This is a genomic window from Stenotrophomonas sp. STEN147 (genome assembly GCF_056757995.1).
Window position 1 is genome coordinate 116,048 of the sequence record NZ_JBRRCG010000002.1, and the last position, 22,778, is coordinate 138,825.

Below are 22,778 nucleotides of genomic sequence, written 5' to 3' on the forward strand. Positions count from 1 at the left end.
CTGCATCCAAACGGGGCCGTGGCCCGTACTCAGGACAGACCTTCACCAGCCCGCCGCGACCGCAGATGTACCCTGACGCCGCCAGCCCTCCCGTTCCCTTCGACACCGCCCGCCTCGTGTCCAGTTCCCAGCAGCCCACCACTGACGCACTGAACTGGACCGGCGACATGGACGCGGTGGCGCGGTTGCGCGACCGCGACTGCTTCATGCGCATCTATGACCACTTCATGCCCAGGTTGTGCGTCTATCTGCGCGGACTCGGCGTGCCGGATGCCGTAGCGGAAGAGCTTGCGCAGGAATGCCTGTTGAAGGTGTGGCTGCGCGCTGGAGACTACGATCCGGCGCAGGCGGCACTGAGTACATGGCTCTATCGGATCGCCCGCAACCTGCATATCGACCGGGTCCGGCGCGAGCGCAGCTGGATGCAGGTCCAGGCGGCCGTCGAAGAGGCCGCTGCCGCGGACCTGGTCGAGCGCAGCAGCGCCGAGCAGTTTGCCGACCATGCACGGCTGCGCCAGCGCATCAACGAACTGCCGGCCGTGCAGGCGCGCATGGTCCGGATGTCGTACTTCGAGGCCAAGAGCCACGGTGAGATCGCCTCCATTCTGGGCATGCCGCTGGGGACCGTGAAGTCGCATCTCCGCCGCGCATTCCTGCGCCTGCAGTCGCGGATCGGAGGTGCGCAATGAGCCCGCACCACCATCTGCACGAATCGACGTTGATGAGTTATGCGGCCGGCGCACTGCCGGCGCCACTGAGTATCGTCGCCGGCACGCATCTCGAGCGCTGCCCGGTGTGCCGGCAGCGCCTGCGGGAGGCTGAGGCGATCGGTTCGGCGCTGCTGGAACACACCCAGCCTGCGCTTGCCGAAGACCGCCGGGACGCCCTGCGCGATGCCATGCTGGCCCGCCTGTCCTCGCCAGCGGTCTCGGCAGCGAGCGAGCCATCATCGCCGCGGGAGGTCCCGCGCGAACGGCCGGAGGCCGATCCGGACCACCTGCCGGCATCGCTGCACCCGTATTTCGGCAGGTCACTGGCAGCGCTGCGTTGGCGCTGGATCGCGCCTGGCGTGCACTGCATCCGGGCCGAACAGATGCCATCGTTGATCATGCTGAAGATCGCCCCCGGAAAGTGCCTGCCGATGCACAGCCACGGACAGAGCGAACTGACGCAGATCCTGCGCGGTTCCTACAACGATGCGTTGGGCCTGTTCGCGCCTGGCGATGTCGCGGATCTTGACGAGGACGTCGAGCACCAGCCGGTGACGGCGCCGGGCGTGCCATGCATCTGTGTATCCGCGCTGGATGCCCCGCTGGTGTTCAGTGGTTGGCTGGCGCGCCGCATCCAGCGTTTCGTGAAACTCTGAGCCGCGTGGACAGTCACGCCGCCCCTGGCCGCATGAAGCTGCTCGTTGCCGGCGCAACAGGGCTGGTGGGGCAGGGCGTTGTCCTGGCCTGCCTGGAATCGCCCCGGGTGCAGCGTGTCACGGCACTGGTCCGCAGGCCGGGCAGCCGGCCGGGGCAGCAGGTCGCCGAACTGCTGCTCGCCGATTTCCGGCAGGCCGCCGGCAGTGTTGACCTGTTTTCGGGATTCGACGCCTGCCTTTACTGCGCCGGAGCGCCGCCGGTGGGAATCCGCGAAGCCGAGTACCGCGCGGTCACCTTCGATGCCACGCTTGCCGTGGCTTCGGCGTTCGCCCAGGCATGTCCGCAGGGGCGCTTCCTGTACGTGTCCGGGGCTCATGCTGATCCGCAGAGCCGCATCATGCCATTGCGGGTGAAGGGGCAGACCGAACAGGCGCTGGCCCGCTTGCCGATCCGTACGGTGATGTTGCGACCAGGCGGTGTACAGCCTGTTGCAGGTACAGGCACGGTGCATTCGTGGATGAAGCCACTCTATGGTGTCGGCGCCCCGCTGCTGGGGCTGATTGCACGCATGGCCCCTTCCATCGCGACCAGCAATCTGGCCCTGGGGCGGGCCATGGTTGCACTGGCCGACATGCCACAGCCGCCGGGCGTCGTTGAGTGCGCGCAGATCAACCGGCTCGGAACCCGACAAGGCCCCTGAGCCGGCGCGCGCCCCGGTCCATCAGCGGGAGGACGCCAGCACGCCGCGGATCGATTCGGCCAGATCGGCGCGCGTGAATGGCTTGCTCAACAGCGCCGCAGAGCGGCCCGCGCCCCCCGGCGCGTCATGATCGCGCGGATAGCCGGATGTGAACAGAATCGCCACCTCAGGCCAGCGCTCCCTGACTTCGCGACCCAGTTCCCAGCCGGACATGCCGGGCATCACGATATCGGAGAACAGCAGATCGATGCGCGCGTCCGGGCGTTCCAGCAGCCGCAGCGCGGACGGCCCGTCATGTGCCTCCAGGACGCGGTAGCCCAGCTGGCGCAGAGCGTCGACGGTGTATGCGCGGACATCGTCATTGTCTTCGGCGACGAGGATGGTCTCGCCGCGCTGTTCATAGCCGGCCAGGCCCGCTGCCGGCGCGGGAGATTCACAGGGCAGTGGCAGCGGCGAGCGCGGGAACATCATGGTGATGCTGGTTCCTCCGCCCTCCACGGAGTCGATCAGGACGTGGCCGCCGGACTGCTTGACGAAACCATGCACCATGGAGAGCCCCAACCCCGTGCCACGCCCCACCTGTTTCGTGGTGAAGAACGGCTCGAACACCCGCGCCAGCGTGTCGGCCGGCATGCCGTGGCCGTTGTCGCGGACACGCAGCATCACATACTCGCCCGGTACTGCATCGGGGAACAGCGCGGCGTAGTCGCCGTCGAGATGGCTGTTGTCGATCTCGACCTTCAGCCGGCCGCCGCTGGGCATCGCATCGCGTGCATTCACCGCGAGGTTGAGCACGGATGCCTCCAGCTGCGCGACGTCCAGTTCCACGCACCAGATGCCGGCAGCCGTGCTGATCTCCAGTCGCACCAGCTCGCCCAGCGCCCGCTGCAGCATGTCCTGCATTCCGAGCATGCAGTCGTTGAGATTGACGGCCTGGCTGCGCAGGGGCTGGCGGCGTGCGAAGGCCAGCAGCCGCTGGGTCAGGCTTGCCGCGCGTGAGACGCCCTTCAGGGCATTGTCCAGTGCGCGTGTGGTCGCCTCGGCCGACGCTCCGGGATGGCCGCTCAACAGCATCGCGTGCTCGACGTTGCCGGAGATGACCGTCAGGATGTTGTTGAAGTCATGGGCGATGCCGCCGGTCAGCTGCCCGACCGCCTCGATCTTCTGCGCCTGCCGGAGTGCATGCTCTGCCTGCAGTCGTGCGGTGGTCTCCACGGATTCGGACACCACCGCGGTGACCTCGCCGGCGCCGTCCTGCAACGGACGGAATGAAACGTCGAAACTTCGCCGGCCGGTGGGCAGCTCCAGTTCGAGCGAGTGCAGGGAACTGCGCCCACGTACGGCATCGGCAACCGCCTTGTCGATCACCTCGCTCATTCCGGGCGTGGTGGTGAACCAGGGCGTCTGCCAGTAGGGGGTATCCACAACATGCGCCTTCTCGGCCAGCACCGCGGCCAGCGAGGCAACGTTGGCGTCGACGACACGCCCGGACAGGTCAAGCAGCACCTGATGCTGGAAGCTGGACTCGAAGATGGACTGCAGGCGTCGCTTGCTGGCCCGGAGCTCGGCGGTGCGCGCCTGAACCTGCCGCTCCAGCGACTGGTTGTCCTCGCGCAGGGCCAGTTCGGCGCGCTTGAGCTGGGAAACGTCGCTGCCCACGCAGATGTAGCCGACCACGCGGCCATCGGCTGCGCGCTCCGGTACGCAGTCCATCTGTACGAAGCGCGTCTCACCGCTGCGATGGGCAAGACGGGCCTGGAAGTTGGCGCGCTCTCCCTGCAGGACCTGCTGCAGGCTGGGCAGCGCCTCCTCGAAGGCTGAAATCCCGCTGATCTCACGCGCAGTCCGTCCCTCCAGCTCGGCCAGGCTTACCCCGTGCCAGTCGAGAAACGCACGGTTGGCGAAGCGGAAGCGGTGTTCGTGATCGAACTGCGCGATCAGCGCCGGAACCACGTCGGTGATCTGCTGCAACTGCGCCTGGCTGTCATTCAGCGCCGCCTGGGCCTGGGCCAGCTTGCCACGCTCGTGCGCCTCCTGCCGTGCACGCCGTATCGCGTCCGGCAGTCGTTGCAGCCGCTGCTTCACCACGTAGTCGCGCGCGCCACGGGTCAGGGCCTGCACCGCCAGTTCTTCGGTAAGCGTGCCGGAAACAAAAATGAATGGTGTATGCGGGATGCGTTCGCGCGCCAGAGCCAGGGCCGCATCGCCATCGAAGCCGGGCAATACATGATCGGCGAGGATGACGTCATGCGTGCCGCTGTCGATGGCATCGAGGAAGCCCCGACGCGTCCACACGCGCTCCGCCTCGAAATCCAGGCCGGCCCGCAGCAGCTGGGCGGAGATCAGCTCCGCATCGAGTGCGCTGTCCTCCAGCATGAGGATGCGCAGGCGCTCGCCGCGGTCGGTGATATCACCCATGGTGGTGTCCCGAGCCATTCGGGCGATGCGGCGGTGGTTGATTGGTGATTCCCCAGAACATGCCAAGACCCTGGATCGCGTCGAAGAATTCCTTGAAATCCACGGGCTTGACCACGAACGCGTTGACCCCCAGCTCATAGCTGCGGATCAGGTCCTGCTCCTCCCGCGACGAGGTCAGCATCACGATCGGGGTACTGCTGAGAACGGGATCGCCACGAACCTGCTCGAGCACCTCCAGTCCATTGACCTTCGGCAGCTTGAGATCGAGCAGCACGACCACGGGGCCGCCATGGCGGGCACCGGAAAAGGCGCCCTCGCATCGCAGATAGTCCAGCGCCTCGGCGCCGTCACGCACATGGATGACATCATTGAGCAGCTGGCAACGCGACAGCGCAGCCAGGGTCAACTCAGCATCCTTGGGGCTGTCCTCGACAAGGAGGATCGGCCGCAGGTCCCTCATTGAACATCTCCAGAATGCAGGGGCAGGGTGAAATGGAGGGTGGCGCCTTTGCCCGGCTCGCCCTCGGCCCAGGTGCGGCCGCCATGGCGGCCGATGATGCGGTGCACGTTGGCGAGGCCGATGCCGGTGCCTTCGAACTCCTCGACATGGTGCAGCCGCTGGAACACGCCGAACAGCTTGTCCACATAGCGCATGTCGAAGCCGCAGCCGTTGTCGCGCACAGTGAAAACATCCTCGCTTGCCGAACGCTCGTGCGCCACTGCGATCACCGCGTGCGTGCGCTCGCGGGTGAACTTCACCGCATTGGACAGCAGGTTCTGCCAGACCAGGCGCATCATGGTGGGGTCGGCCTCAACCTGCGGCAGGTCCCCGATCTGCCAGTGGACGTCGCGTCCGTGGTATTCGAACTCCAGCATCTTCCGCACATCCTCCACCATGGCTGCCATGTCGATGCGTGCGCGACCCAGCGTCGAGCGGCCCATCTGGGAGAAGCTCAGAAGATCATCCACCAGCGTGCCGGCCGATTTGGCCGAATCGACGATGGTGTCGAGGAAACGCCGCTCGGTCTCGTTCAAACGCTCGCCTGCCGAGCTGCCGAGCAGTTCGGAATAGCCCACGATATGCCGGAACGGGGCGCGCAGATCATGGCTGATGGAATATGAGAACGCCTCCAGCTCCTTGTTGCTGCGCATCAGCTGCTCGTTCAGCTCGGCCATCTCTTCCGCCTTGCGCAGCACGATGTCGACGATGGCGTTGCGCATCTCGAGCGCCGCATCGCAGTCGGCCTCGTTCCACGGCAGGCTGCGCTGCTGCACGGTCTCTTTCCATGCCTCGAAGGAATGCCGTGGCGACAGGGCGTCGCTGCCGCCTGCGTTCTTGCGTGGATCGCCACCCCATCTGACCGTGCGCACCACCTCTGGACGGAACCACATCAGGTAGCTGTCATGCAGCTGGGAGATGGATACGGCGATCACGCCGCTGGCAACATCGCAGAACTGCTCCGCAGGCGGCCAGGCCGCGGCCAGCTGATCGGTAAAGTACATTTCCTCGCCGACGTGCGCGGTCGCGAGCCACTGTGCCAGCGCCAGTACCTCCGGATTCCCGGGGCATTGGCCCAGGCGCACGCAGTCGTTCCTGTGCACGATGGCCGCGCCCTGCGCGCCGGTCAGCGAAAGCAGGCTGTCGGGGTCGCGGCGGAGCGCGGCCATGAAGTCCTCGTCGCCGGCCATGCGGCCCAGCAGCTTGACCAGCAAGGACCGGCGTCCGACCCGCTCCTCCACGGCGCGTGCGCGCTGCTTCAGCGCGATCTGCAGTGACAGGATCTGTCCCATGAACTCGCAGGCCGTGCGCACGTGATAGGGCAGCCGGCGCGGCTGTGCGCTGTGGCACGACACCAGCCCCCACAGCTGTCCCTCGTGGATCAGCGAGACCGACATCGATGCCGCCGTGCCCATGTTGCGCATGTACTGCAGGTGCACCGGCGAGACGCTGCGGAGCGTGGAAAGGCTCAAGTCGGTGGGCGGGGCCTGGCGATGATGCCCGGCCCGCACCAGGGGGACGGGCGTGTAATCGCAATCGGCGATCAGCCGCACCCGGTTATGCAGATACAGGGCGCGCGCCTGCGCCGGGATATCCGATTCCGGGAAGCGCAGATCAAGATACGAAGGCAGGATGCCGTTGCCATCCTCGGCGACGACGGTTCCATTCCAGCCGGCATCGAACTGGTAGACCAGCGTGCGGTCGAATCCGGCGATCCTGCGCATGTGTGCGGCGGCCAGCTGGCAGAGATCCTCCACCGTCGCAGCCCCCTCGATGGCGAGCATCAGCTCGCGGATCGCAGGGTAGAGTTCCTCCAGGGAGCCGGGTTGGCCGGCAACGGGAGCTTCCAGCTCGATCAGAAGATCCTCGTTGGAACGATGCGCGAGCAGCTGGTGGCGTCCCAGTCCATCCAGGTGCACCGCGCCCAGGTGCAGGGTGCCGCCCGGTGCGATGTGCCGCAGGCGATGCACGAAGGGGCCAATCACCCCACCCAGTGCGTTCTCGACATGCTGCATCAAGGGATCGCCGAACTGCCGCAGCGCGATGGGCTGGCTCACGGCACATTCGCGCACCACCAGCGTCAGCGGATCAAGCACCAGCAGCACGCCGTAGGGCTGGATGGCGCCCGGTGTGTGGATGGGTTCCCGCGCACAGTCCGACAGTGCATCGTTCCAGGTGCGGTCAGCGGAAGGCATCAAGGACGGTACTCATGATTCGTGACGGGGCGGGCTGAATGGAATGGTGACGGAAAATGGCGCGGCCGCATACCGTCCGGTTGATGTGAACGCCTGCTCATGCATTACTGAACACTTCAGCTGCGCAGCGCCGCACGAAGGCAAACGCCTGCTGCGCGGCACTGCACGCCTGCCGGCGTTGCTGCTGCGTGAGGGGTTCCGCATCCAGATGCGCTCGGGTGATCCGCCATTGCTCGGCCACGCCTGCAGCTGAAGGCGCAAGGTGACGGGCGCCATAGCCGGCACCCAGCCCCAGCGCGGCGGCGTACTTGAGCAGGACAGCCGAACCCAGGGCAGAACCCTCGACGGTGTACAGCCAACCCAATGCCGACGCACGGGATGCGTGCTGCAGCCTGGGACGCCAGGCATGTGCTGGGGGCAGCGGGGCGCCGATGTCCAGCAGGTCCTGCTCAACCAGCCCCAGTCGTGACGTCAGCGGAAGCGCGAGCCGGTCCCTGTACAGCGGTGCTGCGGCGTGGTGGAGATGCCATTGGACCTGGAGGAAGCGTCCGTAGCGCAGTGTGGATTCGAACAGGCGCTGCCCGATCAGGAACGCATCGAGGCTGCCGTGCGCCGACCGCGTGGCCTCCCTCAGGTACACGCTCAACGGACTACCGGTAGACTGCTGGCAGCGGGCGGGTGGATCGGAGGTCGGCAATGGACTGTGCATCTGCGGCACCCTAGCAGAACCGGTCCGCGGTCCGCAGGAGATTTCGCGGTCACTGCATGTGCACTGCACACCCGCTGCACGCCGGTTTCCATAACGTACGCAGGACACTTCCACTGGCGCTCCGTCGTGAACCTGCAGACACCCCCGAACACGTCCCACTCCATGCGCGCGATGCCGGACAGCTGCCAGTTCCAGCTGCTGGACGTTGATCTCCTGCAGGACCCCGGCACCCGCCGCATCGTTCACCTGTATTCCATGGTGGCGCGCTGCCTGCGCTGCGAGACGGTGTTCAAGGCGGTGGAGGGGCAGGGCCTGGTCAGCATGTCGGCCACCCGCGTGCTGCGCTGCCCGACCGGCTGCGGGCAGCAGTCGCTGAAGGGCGCGACCCTGCGCAGCTGGCAGCCTGCGCCTGAAGCAACCGCCTGAAGCGCGCACCGCCTTACAGGGCTCCGGGGTTGGCCTGCCACACCGCGTAGTTGAGTACGGCGGCGAACCCTGCCCACAGCAGATAGGGCAGTAGCAGGATCGCCGCCAGCGTCCGGATGCGCGCGAAGGCAATGACGGTGGCGATGATGAGCGCCAGCAGGGCCAGGATATCCACGAAGGCGAGCGCACCCTGTTTCCATCCAAAGAACAGCCAGCTCCATGCGGTGTTGGCGGCCAGCTGCACGATGTAGAGCACCACTGCCACCGTGGTGTGGCGCTGTTCCTTCTCGCGCCAGACCAGCCACGCAGCCACTGCCATCAGCGCGTACAACACCGTCCAGACCGGTCCGAACAGCCCGGCGGGAGGCGCCCACGCGGGCAGCGACAGGGTGGAGTAGAAATCCGATGCCGAGATCGAGGCCCGTGCGCCAAGCGCCGCTGCCACGAAGGTCAGCGTAATCCAGCCGGCCAGTCCAAGGGCCTGCGTTGTTCGTTTCATCGGGCATCCTCGCGTGGGTCTCGAACCAATACGAACAACTGGCACGTTTGGATGCAGCGCCGGCAATCAGTCCCCAGGCGCGTGCTGCGCAGGGGCCGCCGAGGCGGGCAGCAGGGAGGGGCGCTCATCAAACCACTCGCGGGCTTTTGCCAGGTGCCAGCGGCGCTGCTCGCCGTCGAGCTCGAGGCCGGCGCCGAGCACGCCCCAGCGCAGATAGAGATCGCCGCGCTTGTGCTGGCCGGGAAGATCGAGGCGGGCGCGGACGGACCACCGGTCATTCTCCGCAGTCAGCTCGTCCAGGGTGAGATGCCCCGGCCGCCAGCGCAGTGCGGTCTGCGCATCGACCTGGCCAGCGTCGAGCAGCGACAGCACCCAACGCGGATAGTCGCCGCGCTCGGCAAACACCGCCAGCAGGGGCGAGGCATCGCTCATTGCCACGGCGCCACGTGCGTCCACCTGGAAGGGCGACTGCGCATCGATGCGCCCGGACTGGATTGCGATACGTCCGCGCCACGGGGTCTTGCGTGCGACACCGGCCATCTGGATGTTGCGCAGCTCGACGGTGCTGCCGGAGACGTCGAAATGGCGGTCAGTGAAGTTGCCGCGGCGCAGGGCTGCATCCAGCTGCACGTCGCCGGCCAGTGACAGCCCCGCGACCTGCGCACGTGCCTGCCGGCCGAGCAGGCGGGCGCTGCCCTGGCCGATGCGACCATTGGTGTCCAGCCGCATGTCGCCGCTCACCTGGCCGGTGCCGCCGAGCAGCCGTACCTGGTCCGTGCCCAGATAGCGGTTATAGGCCGCCAGGTCCGGAATGGTGGCGTCACTGAAACGCAGGTGCGCGCGCACACCGTTGCGCAGCTCGCGGATGCGCCCGTCACCACTCAGCGTCACCTGCAGATCGCGGCCATCGAACAGCCGTGTGCGCGGCGCGTCCGTCGGGTTGGCAGTGAAGCGGGGCAGGCGTACCGACAGCTCGGCGCGGGTGGGCGATCCGCCCTTGAGCTCACCATGCGCGCTGGCCGTGCCCGCCATCGTCACGCCGGCAATACCGGCAACCGCTTTGGCGGAGGGAATGTCGACCGTGCTGCCCGCCACCAGTTCACCGTTGCGGAGCTTCAGATCCGCCTGCAGGACGCCGCCGCCATCGAGCTGCAGCCAGGGTTTGCGAACGAACAGCGCGGGGATCCAGTTGAGCGAGGTGAAGGTCCACTCGCCGCGCACCGTTCCCGAGGTCCGTTCGATCAACTGGTCGATCTGGCGGAAAGGAATCTCACGGCCAGCAATCCGCAGATCGGCGTCCAGCGCTGCGCCCGTTCCTTCCTTGGGAGGCAGCCGGGCCTGCAGCCGAATGTCGTCGGCGGTGTTGAGCTGCAGGGCCAGAACGCCGCGGCCGGGAGCGCCGTCACCGAGCAGCAGGGGCACGTGCCACAGCGCGTGGCTGCCGGGCTGCAGGCGTCCATGGTCCATGCGGATGTCCATCTGCAGTCGCCCCGGCACCGGGGCACTGGCGATCCGCGGCTGCGCCAGGCCGGTATCCAGGCGCAGCCCCTGGCTTCGTGCGTTGACCTTGAGCGCAGCCCGCAACAGGCCCAGTTTGGCCAGGCCGGGCGCCTGGTCGCGGAAATGGCGGGGATAGCTGAAGCGGGACGTGAGTTCTGTGTCCCCCAGCAGCTGGACGCCGTCATAACTGACGTCGGCGGCATCGAAGCGGACCTGGGAATCGAACAGTTCCGACGGACCGCCGCGCAGTTGCTTGAGGAAACCGACCGTTCCGGCTCCCTTGCCGATGATCAGCAGCTTGCCCAGCCGGGCACTACGGATGCTGTCGCTATGGATGGCGTTGAAGCGCAGCGTCCACCCGCGGGTGCCGCGGGGGGGCGAGGGGACGACCTGATCGACGCGACTGACGTCGGCCGAAACACCGGTCGCCTGCAGCCGCGGCACCCGGACTTCGCGCCGGAACAGGGGGAGGAGGGCAAGGCGCGCACTGGCACGTTCCGCATGCAGCACATACACCGTGTGGTTGACGTGGCCGCGCATGTGCACGTTCCAGGCGATCACGTGGCCCGGCACCAGTGTGATCGCCGGGCCCGTGGTCATCACGAACTTCTGCGGCTTGCGGTTGGTGACGTTGTCGAACAGCGGCGTGTTGAGGAAGACGTTGCCCGCCAACAGATAGGCTGCGTAGAGGCCGAGCAGGATGTAGAGCGCTGTGCGCCACCGGCGAGGCAACTGCTTGAGGCGCGCGCGGACTGCTGCCATGAATGCTCAACATGATGACGAACTCCGGCCACTATGGCCGAGTACCGTGGTTCACCATGTGAAGTGGCCGACGACGCATCAGTCGCCGATATCCTTCTGCGCAGCTCCGCCGAGGTGGCGGTCGAGGAACTGGCGGACAACGGGGATGATCTGCGCGGCGTGCGTTTCCAGTGCGAAGTGACCGGTGTCGTAGAAGTGGATGTCCGCCGTGGGGATGTCGCGTTTCCAGGCTTCGGCGCCGGCAGGCAGGAAGTAGGGGTCGTTGCGTCCCCACACCGCCAGCAATGGCGGCTGATGATCGCGGAAGTACGCCTGGAAGACGGGGTACATCGCCACGTTGGAGGCATAGTCCAGCAGCAGATCCAGCTGGATCTCCGCGTTGCCTGGCGTGGTGACCTGCAGCCCCTCCAGTGTGTATCCGTCGGGCGCGACCGTGCTCGGGTCCTTCACGCCCTCCAGGTACTGCCATTTGATCGAGGCCGGCGTCGGGAAGTCGGCCAGCGCCAGGCGGTTGGCTGCGGTCGGCTGCCGCCAGTAGGTCCGGATCGGGTCCCAACCCTTGGCCAGGCCCTGTTCGTAGGCGTTTCCGTTCTGGGAGATCAGTGCCGTGATCTTCTCCGGGTGCGCCACGGCCAGGCGCCAGCCGACGGGAGCCCCGTAGTCGTGCACCATCAGCGCATAGCGATCCAGCTTCAGCTGCTGGGTGAAACGGTCGATGGTGGTGGTCAGGTTGTCGAAGGTGTAGGCGTAAGCACCACGCGCCGGCGCCCGGGTGTGACCGAACGAGGGCAGGTCCGGCGCGATCACGTGGTAGCGGTCGGCAAGCGCGCTGATGACGTCGCGGTACATGTACGACGATGCGGCAAATCCATGCAGGAGCAGCACGGTGGGGGCGGTTCGTGGCCCGGCTTCGCGATAGAAGACCTCCACATCGCCGACCTGCTCGTAGCGGTAGTGGATCTGGGCGTCAGCCGCATCGACGTCGCCAGCCAACGCGGCGGCCACTAGTCCCAGAGAGGCCAGTGCGTGTTTCGTACCCATGGCATGTAACCTGTTGTGTGTGTTTTTGAAGGTTACGAATGCTCGTGGTAACCTGTCAACACTTATTTGAATGGTTACATATGCGCGACGTACACCCGGCCCCTCCGCTGTTCGTGGGCAATGACCTCGCCCTGGATTTCATCAACACCTGCTACGGGCCGCCAGGCGCGCCCGAGGAGGTGCTGGTTGATGACGCATCGGTGCTCCGCTGGCTGGCGTCGGCCGGTGTGCTTGCAGATGCGGTTCCGGTCGCGCCAGGCCTGCTGGCACTGGCCATCGCGCTTCGGCAGGAGGCGGGCGACGCATTGGCGGCTGCGCGCAGCGGCGTACCGTTCCAGACCCCTGTGGTGAACCGGATTCTGGAAGAAGGGCGGCCGGTGCTGCGGCTCGAGGCGGCCTCTGGCGTTCCCCGGCTCCTGCAGCAGCGCCGTGACGGCAGCGCCGGGAGCCTGCTCGAACCTGTCGCTGCGGCCTTCGCGCGGCTGCTGTCCGAGGGCGATCTGGCGCAGGTCCGCAAGTGCGAAGCACATGACTGCACGCTTCTTTTCCACGACACCACCAAATCCAGGCGGCGGCGCTGGTGCAGCATGGCCCAGTGCGGAAACCGCATGAAGGTGGCGGCGTTCCGCTCGCGCAGGCAACCGGACTGAACGCGATGCCGGGCCCGCGATGGCTCAGAGCAGCAGCAACGCCCCGAGCAGTGCGGGCGGCATCACCAGCACGCCGATGCGCAGGAAGTCGAGCCCGCTGACATGTTCGCCTTCGCGACGCAGGGCCACCAGCCACAGCAGGGTCGCCAGCGAACCGGTCACCGACAGGTTCGGGCCGAGGTCCACACCGATCAGCAGTGCGGCGCGCGTCTGCGCCGGCAGGTCGGCCATCTGCCCCAGTGAGCCTGCGGCCAGACCCACCGGCAGATTGTTGGCGAGGTTGCTGAGCAGAGCTGCGGCCGAGCCGGCCAGCCACCCGGCCTGCTGCGGTGAGGTGCGGGCAAGGGACTCCAGCGCACTGGCCGCCATCTGTATCACGCCGGTCTGTGCCACACCTTCGACCAGCACGAACAGACCTGCCACCAACGGCAGCACGCCCCAGGACACGTTGCGCAGCAGCGGCAGCGGACTCTGGCGCTGGCGAAGGGCGACGGCGACGACGCTCGCGCTGCCTGCGCAGAAGGTCACCAGACCCAGCGGGCCATTCAACGCCGACGTCACCAGCAGCGCTGTGCCGGTGAACAGCACGCCGTAAGCGCTTAAGCGACCGCCAGCAGACAGGGGGCGATGTTCCGGCGCCGGGGCCAGTGGCTGCGCGATATCGCGGCGGTGCACCCAGCGCAGGACGAGGTAGGTCGCACCGATCGCCGCCAGCGACGGCAACGCGAACTGCGCCAGCCACTGCTGCAGCGGTGGCATGTGCCTGCCATACACCACCAGGTTGGCCGGATTGGAGATGGGCAGCACGAAGCTTGCCGCATTGGCGATGAACGCACAGACGAACAGGTAGGGCAGGGGATTGGCACGGGCCGCCCTGCAGGCGGCATAGACCGCAGGGGTCAGCACGACCGCGGTCGCGTCGTTGGAGAGGAATACCGTCACCAGCGTGCCGACCAGGAACACCAGGTCGAACAGCCGCCGCCCGGAGCCACCCGCGTGCCGCACCGCGTACAGCGCCAGCCAGTCGAACAGGCCTTCCCGCCGCGCGAGCTCTGCCAGAACCATCATGCCAACCAGGAACAGATAGACATCACCGCCTTCGGCGACCGCGCCCAGGACCGTGCCGACCTGCATCACACCGGTCAGCGGCAGCAGCGCCGCCGCCACGACGGCCCAGACATACTCGGGCAGGCGGAAAGGACGGAACAGCAGACCCACGGTGGCGAGCGCCACCGCCGACCAGATGATGGCGGAGGAGTAGGAAGCGAGCATGGGGAGGGGGAGCAGGAAACGCGGCATCATACCGTGTGGGTCGCGCCGCGGCCGCGTGTGCGATGCGCACAAGGGGACTGCCGCGGGAATGATTTGCTGCGCTGCACGGTGACAAGCGGGAACCAGGGTGATTAGTCTGCGCCTCAACGCGATGGTAGCGCTACCAATAGATTCGGGGTTTTGGGTCCAGGGGCTGCCTTCTTTACCGCGTGTTCGTCCTGGCAGGCTTGAAAGCGAGTTTGAGTCGCGGCGCGTCCGGCGCCCGCGATGTTCGGTTTGGAATACGGGCCTCGCCCGTGCGTGCCCCTGGGAGGGGGCGGTACATCCATTCGATCGTATGTCATAGGGGACTTTCATGAGCGCTCGCAGTTTCCGTGCTACTCCAGACCCGAGGACCCGTCCATGAGCCGGACCTTGGCGAAGTTCCGCTCCAGGGCCATGTTCACGTTCGTCGGCGGCGTCCTGGTGATCAATCCCGCCTTCGCACAGGAGGCCTCCACGACCACCGCACAACCGCCTACGGCGCAGACGCAGCCCACGCAGCCTACTCAGCTGGACGCGGTGCAGGTGACCGGTATCCGCAACAGCCTCAGCCAGGCCATGGACATCAAGCGTGATTCGGCTGGCGTGGTGGACGCGATCAGTGCCGAGGATATCGGCAAGTTCCCCGATACCAACCTGGCGGAGTCGCTGCAGCGCATCACCGGCATTTCCATCGAGCGTCGTGACGGCGAAGGTGCACAGGTCACTGCACGTGGCTTCGGTCCGCAGTTCAACATGGTGACCCTCAACGGACGCCAGATGCCCGGTGCCGATGCATTCGGCGCGTCCGGGCAGGTCGCCATCGGTGGCGTCGACGGTGGCACCCGCGCCTTCAACTTCGCGCAGCTGGCCGCCGAGGCCATCAACGGCATCGAGGTCTACAAAACCAGCCAGGCGCAGGTACCCAGCGGCGGCATCGGCGCGACGATCAACATCCTGACCGCGCGGCCGCTGGATCACGAAGGGATCATCGCCAATGTCGGCGCGAAGCTCGTCTCGGACCGCAGCCAGCCGTTCGACAATGATCTGACGCCGGAGCTGTCGGGCATCTTCAGTTACAGCAACCCGGAAAAGACCTTCGGTGTGAGCCTGAGCGCGAGCCAGCAGAAGCGCAAGGGCGGCTCGGTGCAGGCCACGGAGAACTACTGGAACGTGCAGCCGTGGACGGGCTCGATGCCCGGCAACCCGACGGTGGTCAACGCGCCGGAGATCGGCCAGCTCTATGCACGCCCGAACGACCTGCGCTATGCATTCTCGGAGTTCGAGCGGGAACGTGTGAACGGCCAGGCCGTTCTGCAGTTCGCGCCCACGGACAGCCTGACCCTGACCGTGGACTACACCTACTCGACCAACGAGATCACCGAGAACCGTGGCGAGCAGGGCATGTGGCTGCAGAACAGCAACTACACCAACGTCCAGTTCGATACCAGCGGCGCAGTGGCCACTCCGGTCTACATCCGTGAGATCGCCGGCACCAAGGATTTCGGGTTGGAACAGCAGCGCAGCATGCAGGAGTACAAGCTGGGGTCGCTTGGCTTCAATGCCGTGTGGAATGTCACCGACCGCTTCAAGCTGAGCTTCGACGCACACAATTCGAAGAACGAGAGTCGTCCGAATGATCCGCTCACCGGCGGCGGCTCGATCTTCATGAGCATTGCCGGCACCAACAACTGTACCCGTGGCCCCCATTGCGGTGGCTCCTGGGTGCAGGAACTGGAGTTCAACAATGGTCTGCCGGTCGGCACGCAGACCTGGTATCCCAGCACGGCAGATGCGATCGCCGGCACCAACGGCGTGGTCAACCCGGGCTTCCAGGAGGGCGAGATCGGCACCCAGGTGCTGCGTGTCAACGCACAGTCGCAGGTGAGCGAGATCAAGCAGGCCCGCGTGGACGGCGAATGGAACTTCGACCAGGGGCGGTTCCAGTTCGGTGTGGACACCAACAAGTCGACCACGCACCGCATCCAGGCAGCCGAGGCCTACTCGACCCTGGGCGACTGGGGCGTGGCCAACGTGAACCGGGATACCGATGCCGGGCTCATGGATCTGCTGCGTCCGGTCAACATCGTCGGCCTGTTCGACGACTACAGCGCCAGCAGCTGGCCCGCATGGCGGGGCAACGCTGGCCAGCTCGCACAGTGGGCGGCCGACGAATATGGCGTAGGGCTGGGAGTCAGCCCGCAACGCGCGGCCGACAACTTCGTGGAAGAGAAGACCAAGGCGGCCTACTTCCAGGTGGAACTGGATGGCCAGCTGGGCAGCATGCGCACCAATACCCGGCTGGGCGTGCGCTACGAAACCACCGACGTGGTCTCGACCTCTGTCATCGCTGTTCCCGAGTCCATCGAGTGGCAGGCCAACAACGATTTCCGCATCGTGCTGTCCGACGAGCAGCAGCCCTTCACCGAGAAGGCAAGGTACAGCTACATCCTGCCCAATCTCGATTTCAGCATTGATTTCACCGATGAGCTGAAAGGCCGTGCCTCGTTCGGCAAGAGCATCGCCCGCGCGCCCTACGGCAATCTCTATGCGGGCCCGGGCGCACAGCAACCGTTCGGGTCGGTGCTGATCGATCCGTCGTCGCGCGCCAGCGGCAACGCGCAGAATCCCAGCCTGAAGCCGCTGGAATCGGACAACCTCGACCTCGGCCTGGAGTGGTATTTCGCCGACGCCAGCTATGTGTCGTTGACCTACTGGAACAAGTCGGTCGACAACTTCATCGGCAATACCGTTGTCCAGGAGAGCCTGTACGGGCTGACCGATCCCACGTCCGGCCCGGATGCGCGTGCGGCTCTGGACTTCCTCACCAGTGCAGCCTGCGTCTCCCAGGTCGGTGCCGCCAATGCGGCCGCCTGCTCGGCCAACGACACCTCGCTGTTCACCGCGCTGGCCTTGCTGCGCAACAACCCCGCCGGGCTGGCGGCCTACAACGGAACCGACGCGCAGGTGCTGGCCACCGAAGCGGCCTACGATCTGTATGGCCAGGCGGACGATCCGCTGTACCAGTTCAATGTCAACCGCCCGATCAACCAGAACAAGTCCAAGCTGCACGGCTGGGAGCTCGGCGGGCAGTACTTCTTCGGCGATACCGGTTTCGGCATACTGGCCAACTATACGATCGTCAGTGGCGATGTCGGCTACAACAATGGCGGCGATCCGGGCATCGACCAGTTCTCGCTCACCGGTCTGAGTGATACCGCCAATGCCATGCTCATGTACGAGAAGTACGGCTGGTCGGTCCGCCTGGCGTGGAACTGGCGCGACCAGTACCTGATCCTGGCCAACCAGGGCGCCAGCCGCAATCCCTACTATGTGGAGGCGTACGAGCAGTGGGATCTGAGCGTGAACTACACGCTGGACGACCACTGGTCGTTCGGACTGGAAGCGATCAACCTGACCGGCGAGGACGTACGCTGGCGCTCGCGCACGTCGCAGATGATCGTGAAGCTGGCTGACCAGAGCCCACGCTACATGCTGGGTGTCCGCTACAAGTTCTGAGTCTGGCGACGGACCCGCCCGGCACGGTACCGTTGTCCCGGCAACGGTACCGCGCGGGCCTGTCCTGACGCAGCACCTGTCGCACGTGCCGGCGGTACCCTGCCGGCCACTGGCCCCGCACCGGACTGGACACCCTGATGGCCCGCTATGAAATGCTCAACAACATCGCCCATCGGGACCTGAGGGTCGCCACCGGCTTCGGCCCCGAGTTCGGCGACGCCGTGGGCATGGTGCCGGCCTATCCCAGCGAGTTCGCCGAACTGCAGCGGGAATATCCCATCTTCCTTCGCAAGGCGGCCGGATCTGGCGAATGGCAGGCCGTCGCCCTGCTCGGGTTTGAACAGCACGAGAACCTGTTCCTGCAGGACGGCCGCTGGAACGCCTCCTATCTTCCTGGAGCCGCAGCGAAGGGGCCGTTCCTGATCGGATTCCAGGAGCATTACATCGACGGTGTGCTCACCCGTGAGGCGGTGATGCATGTCGATCTGGACCATCCCCGGGTCAGCACCGAGGCCGGCGAGCCGTTGTTCCTGCCGCAGGGTGGGAACACCCCCTACCTGGACCACATCGCCGGCGTGCTGCGTGGCATCCATGATGGCAGCGCGTTCGGCGCCGCGATGTTTGCAATGCTCGACGAAAGCGGACTGATCCAGCCGATCACGCTCGACGTGCAGATCACGCAGCATCACCGGGTGAGCGTGAACGGACTGCACGGCATCGACCGTGAGCGCCTGGCCCTGCTGGACGACGCGACGCTGGCCGCGCTGAATCGCGCTGGCTGCCTTGAGGGCGCCTATCTGATGCTGGCCTCTCTGCACAACATGCGCCGCCTGATCGCCGAGAAGCAGCGGCGCCTGCGCGCGCAGGATGCAGCAGCGTCCACGGCCAGGAACTGAGGGCGGGCGATGGGGGCTGCGATGCGGATACTGGAGGGCATCGATCCTGCTGCGCTGCCTCTGGCCTCGCTGGTCGAGGCCGGAGAGCCGGTGGTGCTGCGGGGCATCGCGTCACACTGGGCGCTGGTCGAGGCTGGACAGCGCTCCACGCGGGACGCGCTGGCCTACCTGGGCAGCGTCGACGCGGGCGTGCCCATCCAGTACTCGTTCGGCGGGCCGGACATCGACGGGCGCCCGTTCTACACCGCCGACTTCAGCCGGCTCAACTTCGAGGTCCGTCGCGCATCGCTCAGCGAGGTGCTGGAAGGCATCGCGTCGACACTGCATGAGCCGAGGCCGCCCACCTACTACGTGGCGTCGCTGCCGGTGGAGCGGGCATTGCTGCCGGCATTCGCACAGGCCAACCACGCAGGGTTGGCGGGGCAGGGCATCGAGGCGTTGGCCAGCATCTGGATCGGCAACCGCGTCACCGCATCGTGCCATTTCGATACCCCCGACAACCTTGCGTGCTGCGCGGTGGGCCGACGCGAGTTCACGCTGTTCCCGCCCGAACAGATCGACAATCTCTACCCCGGCCCGCTGGATCCCACGCCAGGCGGCCAGGTGGTGAGCGTGGTGGACTTCGAACGTCCCGACTTCGACCGGTATCCCCGCTTCAGGCAGGCCCTGGCGAGTGCACGCAGCGCAGTGCTGGAGCCCGGGGATGCCATCTTCATTCCCGGCATGTGGTGGCACCACGTGCGCAGCCTGGCGCCGTTCAATGTGCTGGTGAACTACTGGTGGCGGAGCTCGCCGGCCTTCCTCGGCTCGCCCCTGCCGGCGCTGCACCATGCGATGTGGGCCCTGCGCGATCTGCCCGCGCGTGAAAAGAAGGCGTGGGAAGCGCTCTTCCAGTACTACGTATTCGGCCCCGGCGAGCGCGCGGGGCAGCACCTGCCCGACGATGCGCGGGGGGATCTTGCACCATTCGACGAGCAACGCGCACGCCGCATGCGCGCGATGCTGCTGGGCAGACTCAACCGCTGAGGGGGCACCGTGATGGATACTGCGAACACAGCAGAAGGACGCATCCGCAAGGTGGTCATCGCCGGCGGTGGCACCGCCGGTTGGCTGGCCGGATGTGCGCTGTCCCATCAGTTCCGTGACCAGCTGGACATCACCCTGGTCGAGTCCGAGCAGATCGGTACGGTCGGTGTCGGCGAGTCCACCGTACCGCCCATCCGCACTTTCCATCACTTTCTGCAGATCGATGAGCAGGAGTTCCTGCGCGCGGTGGCCGGCACGTTCAAGCTGTCGATCTCGTTCGAGAACTGGCGCCTGCCGGGTGAGCGCTTCTTCCATCCGTTCGGCACCATCGGCCAGGGCACCTGGGCCACGCCGTTCCACCATTTCTGGCTGGACAGCCTCCGCCGCGGCATGCCATCGGACCTGGGCGACTTCTGCCTGGAGAGCGTCGCTTCGCGCGACGACCGCTTCTCGCTGCAGACCCAGCCGCAGCCCAGCTACGCCTATCACTTCGATGCCGGGCTCTACGCCCGGTTCCTGCGCCGCAGGGCCGAGGCGCACGGGCTGCGAAGGGTGGAAGGGAGGATCGCCGAGGTCAGACAGCATGCGCATGATGGTTCGGTGCAGTCGCTGGTGCTGGACGATGGGCAGGTCATCGAGGGCGATCTGTTCATCGACTGCACCGGCTTCCGTGGCCTTCTGATCGAGCAGACTTTGAAGACCGGCTATGAGGACTGGCACGAATGGCTGCCGTGCGATCGTGCTGTCGCAGTACAGACCGAATCGGTCGCTCCACCGGTGCCGTACACCCGGGCCATCGCCCACGAGGCCGGATGGAGATGGCATATCGCGCTGCAGCACCGGGTCGGATGCGGGCTGGTCTATTCCAGCCGGCACATGTCCGACGACGAGGCGAGGGCAAAACTGCTGCGCGACGTGGGCGCACCGCCGCTGCGCGAACCCTGGCAGGTGCCCTTCCGCAGTGGACGCCGTCTGCAGGCCTGGAACAGGAACGTGGTGGCGTTGGGGCTGGCCAGTGGCTTCATCGAACCGTTGGAATCCACCAGCATCCATCTGACGATCAGCGCCGTGGTGCGGCTGATCCAGTTGTTTCCGTTCGATGGCATCGCGGCCTCACTGGTGCAGCTGTACAACGAAGTCAGTCGCCAGGAGATGGAACACGTGCGCGACTTCATCATCCTGCATTACCACGCCACGCAGCGCGACGAGCCGTTGTGGAAGGCGTGCCGCGAGATGGCGGTGCCCGAGTCGTTGCAGCAGCGGCTGCGCGCGTGGCGTGAGCGCGCGCACGCGTGGCAGGACCCCGGCGAGCTGTTCCGGGTGGAGTCGTGGACCAGTGTGCTGCTTGGCCAGGGCATCCAGCCGGGCCGTCCGCACCCGCTTGCGCGGGCACTGAGTGACGCCGACCTGCGCACGCTGCTGAAACGCATCCAGCAGCCGGTGCGGCAGGCGGCCACGCAGATGCCATCGCAGGCGGAATTCATCGACCGCTATTGCCGGTCGGGCCCCGAGGTATGGCACGCGAGCAGGGCGGCGTCGTAACAGGTCTGCCTGCAGACACCGCGACGGCGAGCAGGGTTTTGCGTTGCAGCACGCTTTTTCCGCCGCGGCTGGTTACAGTGCGGCATCACGGCGGGCGGCACGCACGCCGTGCAAACGAGGAGGCAGTGCAACAAGGCCTCCTTTTTTGAATGTCAGAAATGGTAGCGCTAACTTTTCGGTTTTCGGAGGCGGTTTCGATGGGTCTGGTTGCCGGTGTCGACGCAGGAACGCAGAGTTTGAAGGTGCTGGTCTACGACCCGGAGGCACGTGCCGTTGTCGCCCGCACCAGCGCGGCGCTGGAGATGAGCAGCGGCGCCGATGGCAGCCGGGAACAGGTGCCGGCGGACTGGGTGGCGGCGCTGCGCACCTGCTTCGACGGGATTGATCCATCGCTCCGGTCAGGCATTGCAGGTCTGGCCGTATCGGGCCAGCAGCACGGCTTCGTGCCGATGGATGCGGCGGGCGACGTGCTGGCGCCGGCCAAGCTCTGGTGCGATACCAGCACGTCGGCCGAATGCACCCGGATCATGGATGCCGCCGGCGGAATCGACCGGACCATTGCACTGGCCGGCAATCCGATCCTTGCCGGCTATACGGCCTCCAAGCTGCCGTGGACGAAGACGCATCGCCCGGCAGCCTATGCGCGGCTGGCGACCATCCTGCTGCCACACGACTATCTCAATTTCGTGTTGACCGGGCAGCGGTTCTGCGAGCACGGAGATGCGTCCGGCACGGGCTGGCTCGATGTGCGCACGCGCACGTGGTCGCAGGCGCTGCTGCGCGCCACGGATCCGGACCGCGATCTTGCTGCCTGCCTTCCGCCCATCGCCCCACCCGACGCGCTGTTCGATATCGACCCTGCGGCGGCCAGCATGCTCGGACTGCCGGTGACGGTGAAGGTGGCGGTCGGCGGCGGCGACAACATGATGGCGGCCATCGGCACCGGCTGCGTCACGGAAGGCCGCCTGGCGATGAGCCTGGGAACGTCGGGCACGCTGTTTGCCTACTCCGACTCACCGGTGATCGATCCGGACGGGGCCTGGGCCGCCTTCTGCTCTTCCACCGGCGGCTGGCTGCCGCTGATCTGCACGATGAACTGCACCGTCGTGACCGAGCAGGTAGCGAGCACCTTCGGTTTCAGTACGCGTGACGGCGATGCCCACCTCGACGCGACGCCGCCCGGCGCTGGCGGATTGGTCATGCTGCCGTTCCTCAATGGCGAGCGCACCCCCGACCTGCCGCTGGGCAAGGGCGTGCTGGCCGGCCTGGACACCCACAACTTCACGCCGGCGCACATCTACCGCGCCGCCATGGAAGGGGCGACCTACAGCCTGAAGTTCGGCTACGACGCGTTCAGACGCGCCGGCATGCAGTTCGACCGCATCGTGCTTACCGGGGGTGGCAGCAACAGTGCCGCGTGGCGGCAGCTGGTGGCCGATGTGTTCGGACTGCCGGTCGACGTGCCGGTGCAGGCCGAAGGCGCGGCATTCGGTGCGGCGCTGCAGGCCCTGTGGGCCATCGGGCGGTCGCAGGGTGATGCCGCGCCGATCAGCGAGGTCACCGCGCAGCATGTCCGCGTGGACCCGGCACTGTCCGCGCGTCCGGATTCCGGCCGCAGTGCGGCCTATGCCTCCGCCTATTCGCGTTTTCTCCGCCATCTCGAGGCCGTCACGCCGCTGCAGCGCGGCTGAGGTCCGCCTCCCTCCAACATCCCGCACAACGACAGGAGCACGTAC

The 22,778-nt window shown here is 66.5% G+C and carries 18 protein-coding genes; 10 read left to right on the plus strand and 8 right to left on the minus strand.

What is annotated here, in order from left to right; all coding sequences use genetic code 11:
• Positions 1–65 precede the first annotated feature (65 nt).
• Genes ACVOKU_RS03400 through ACVOKU_RS03410 form a run of 3 tightly spaced genes read left to right on the plus strand, consistent with a single transcriptional unit; the run spans position 66 to position 2,067 of the window.
• Positions 66–689: a sigma-70 family RNA polymerase sigma factor gene (locus ACVOKU_RS03400; protein WP_481559072.1), complete on the plus strand. Its 624-nt coding sequence runs from the start codon at positions 66–68 to the stop codon at positions 687–689.
• Positions 686–1,366 (plus strand): ChrR family anti-sigma-E factor, encoded by a 681-nt coding sequence (locus ACVOKU_RS03405; protein ID WP_481559073.1) that lies wholly within the window; start codon positions 686–688, stop codon positions 1,364–1,366. The genes ACVOKU_RS03400 and ACVOKU_RS03405 overlap by 4 nt, the downstream gene beginning before the upstream one ends.
• 32 nt (positions 1,367–1,398) lie before the next feature.
• A complete protein-coding gene (locus tag ACVOKU_RS03410; protein ID WP_481559275.1) occupies positions 1,399–2,067 on the plus strand; it encodes an NAD(P)H-binding protein in 669 nt (222 codons plus the stop codon).
• 21 nt (positions 2,068–2,088) lie between these two features.
• Here the strand turns inward: ACVOKU_RS03410 and ACVOKU_RS03415 are convergent, their stop codons facing one another.
• From ACVOKU_RS03415 to ACVOKU_RS03430, 4 genes are all read right to left on the minus strand, one after another.
• Positions 2,089–4,485: a response regulator gene (locus tag ACVOKU_RS03415; protein ID WP_481559074.1), complete on the minus strand. Its 2,397-nt coding sequence runs from the start codon at positions 4,483–4,485 to the stop codon at positions 2,089–2,091.
• Positions 4,478–4,945, minus strand: a complete 468-nt coding sequence (locus tag ACVOKU_RS03420; protein WP_053518529.1) for a response regulator — start codon at positions 4,943–4,945, stop codon at positions 4,478–4,480. Before ACVOKU_RS03420 ends, ACVOKU_RS03415 begins: the two co-directional genes overlap by 8 nt.
• Positions 4,942–7,179, minus strand: coding sequence for an ATP-binding protein (locus ACVOKU_RS03425; RefSeq protein WP_481559075.1), 2,238 nt, complete (start codon positions 7,177–7,179; stop codon positions 4,942–4,944). Before ACVOKU_RS03425 ends, ACVOKU_RS03420 begins: the two co-directional genes overlap by 4 nt.
• A 97-nt stretch (positions 7,180–7,276) precedes the next feature.
• Complete coding sequence (locus ACVOKU_RS03430; RefSeq protein WP_481559276.1) at positions 7,277–7,819, minus strand: biliverdin-producing heme oxygenase; 543 nt, start codon at positions 7,817–7,819, stop codon at positions 7,277–7,279.
• A gap of 195 nt (positions 7,820–8,014) precedes the next feature.
• Between ACVOKU_RS03430 and ACVOKU_RS03435 the strand changes: the two genes are divergently transcribed.
• Entirely contained in the window at positions 8,015–8,314 is a 300-nt protein-coding gene (locus ACVOKU_RS03435) for a hypothetical protein (RefSeq protein WP_481559076.1), read from the plus strand.
• Between the two features lie 13 nt (positions 8,315–8,327).
• Here ACVOKU_RS03435 and ACVOKU_RS03440 read toward each other — a convergent pair whose 3' ends face one another.
• The 3 genes from ACVOKU_RS03440 to ACVOKU_RS03450 form a co-directional block, all read right to left on the minus strand.
• Positions 8,328–8,813, minus strand: coding sequence for a TspO/MBR family protein (locus ACVOKU_RS03440; protein ID WP_481559077.1), 486 nt, complete (start codon positions 8,811–8,813; stop codon positions 8,328–8,330).
• Between the two features lie 66 nt (positions 8,814–8,879).
• Positions 8,880–11,075, minus strand: coding sequence for an AsmA family protein (locus ACVOKU_RS03445; protein ID WP_481559078.1), 2,196 nt, complete (start codon positions 11,073–11,075; stop codon positions 8,880–8,882).
• A gap of 78 nt (positions 11,076–11,153) precedes the next feature.
• Positions 11,154–12,116, minus strand: coding sequence for an alpha/beta fold hydrolase (locus tag ACVOKU_RS03450; RefSeq protein WP_481559079.1), 963 nt, complete (start codon positions 12,114–12,116; stop codon positions 11,154–11,156).
• A gap of 80 nt (positions 12,117–12,196) precedes the next feature.
• On the opposite strand from ACVOKU_RS03450, the gene ACVOKU_RS03455 reads away from it, so the two are divergent.
• Positions 12,197–12,766: a CGNR zinc finger domain-containing protein gene (locus ACVOKU_RS03455; protein WP_481559080.1), complete on the plus strand. Its 570-nt coding sequence runs from the start codon at positions 12,197–12,199 to the stop codon at positions 12,764–12,766.
• A gap of 24 nt (positions 12,767–12,790) precedes the next feature.
• Here the strand turns inward: ACVOKU_RS03455 and ACVOKU_RS03460 are convergent, their stop codons facing one another.
• Complete coding sequence (locus tag ACVOKU_RS03460; RefSeq protein WP_481559081.1) at positions 12,791–14,038, minus strand: arsenic transporter; 1,248 nt, start codon at positions 14,036–14,038, stop codon at positions 12,791–12,793.
• A gap of 402 nt (positions 14,039–14,440) precedes the next feature.
• On the opposite strand from ACVOKU_RS03460, the gene ACVOKU_RS03465 reads away from it, so the two are divergent.
• The 5 genes from ACVOKU_RS03465 to xylB all read left to right on the plus strand — a co-directional run bounded on the left by ACVOKU_RS03465 (position 14,441) and on the right by xylB (position 22,733).
• Positions 14,441–17,578 (plus strand): TonB-dependent receptor, encoded by a 3,138-nt coding sequence (locus ACVOKU_RS03465; RefSeq protein ID WP_481559082.1) that lies wholly within the window; start codon positions 14,441–14,443, stop codon positions 17,576–17,578.
• A gap of 137 nt (positions 17,579–17,715) precedes the next feature.
• Positions 17,716–18,474 carry a SapC family protein gene (locus tag ACVOKU_RS03470; RefSeq protein ID WP_481559083.1) on the plus strand — a complete coding sequence of 253 codons (759 nt, stop codon included), beginning with the start codon at positions 17,716–17,718 and terminating at the stop codon, positions 18,472–18,474.
• Between the two features lie 9 nt (positions 18,475–18,483).
• Complete coding sequence (locus ACVOKU_RS03475) at positions 18,484–19,500, plus strand: cupin-like domain-containing protein (RefSeq protein ID WP_481559084.1); 1,017 nt, start codon at positions 18,484–18,486, stop codon at positions 19,498–19,500.
• Positions 19,501–19,512: 12 nt separating this feature from the next.
• Positions 19,513–21,042, plus strand: a complete 1,530-nt coding sequence (locus ACVOKU_RS03480) for a tryptophan halogenase family protein (RefSeq protein ID WP_481559085.1) — start codon at positions 19,513–19,515, stop codon at positions 21,040–21,042.
• A 197-nt stretch (positions 21,043–21,239) separates the two neighbouring features.
• Positions 21,240–22,733: a xylulokinase gene (xylB, locus tag ACVOKU_RS03485; protein WP_481559086.1), complete on the plus strand. Its 1,494-nt coding sequence runs from the start codon at positions 21,240–21,242 to the stop codon at positions 22,731–22,733.
• Positions 22,734–22,778 lie beyond the last annotated feature (45 nt).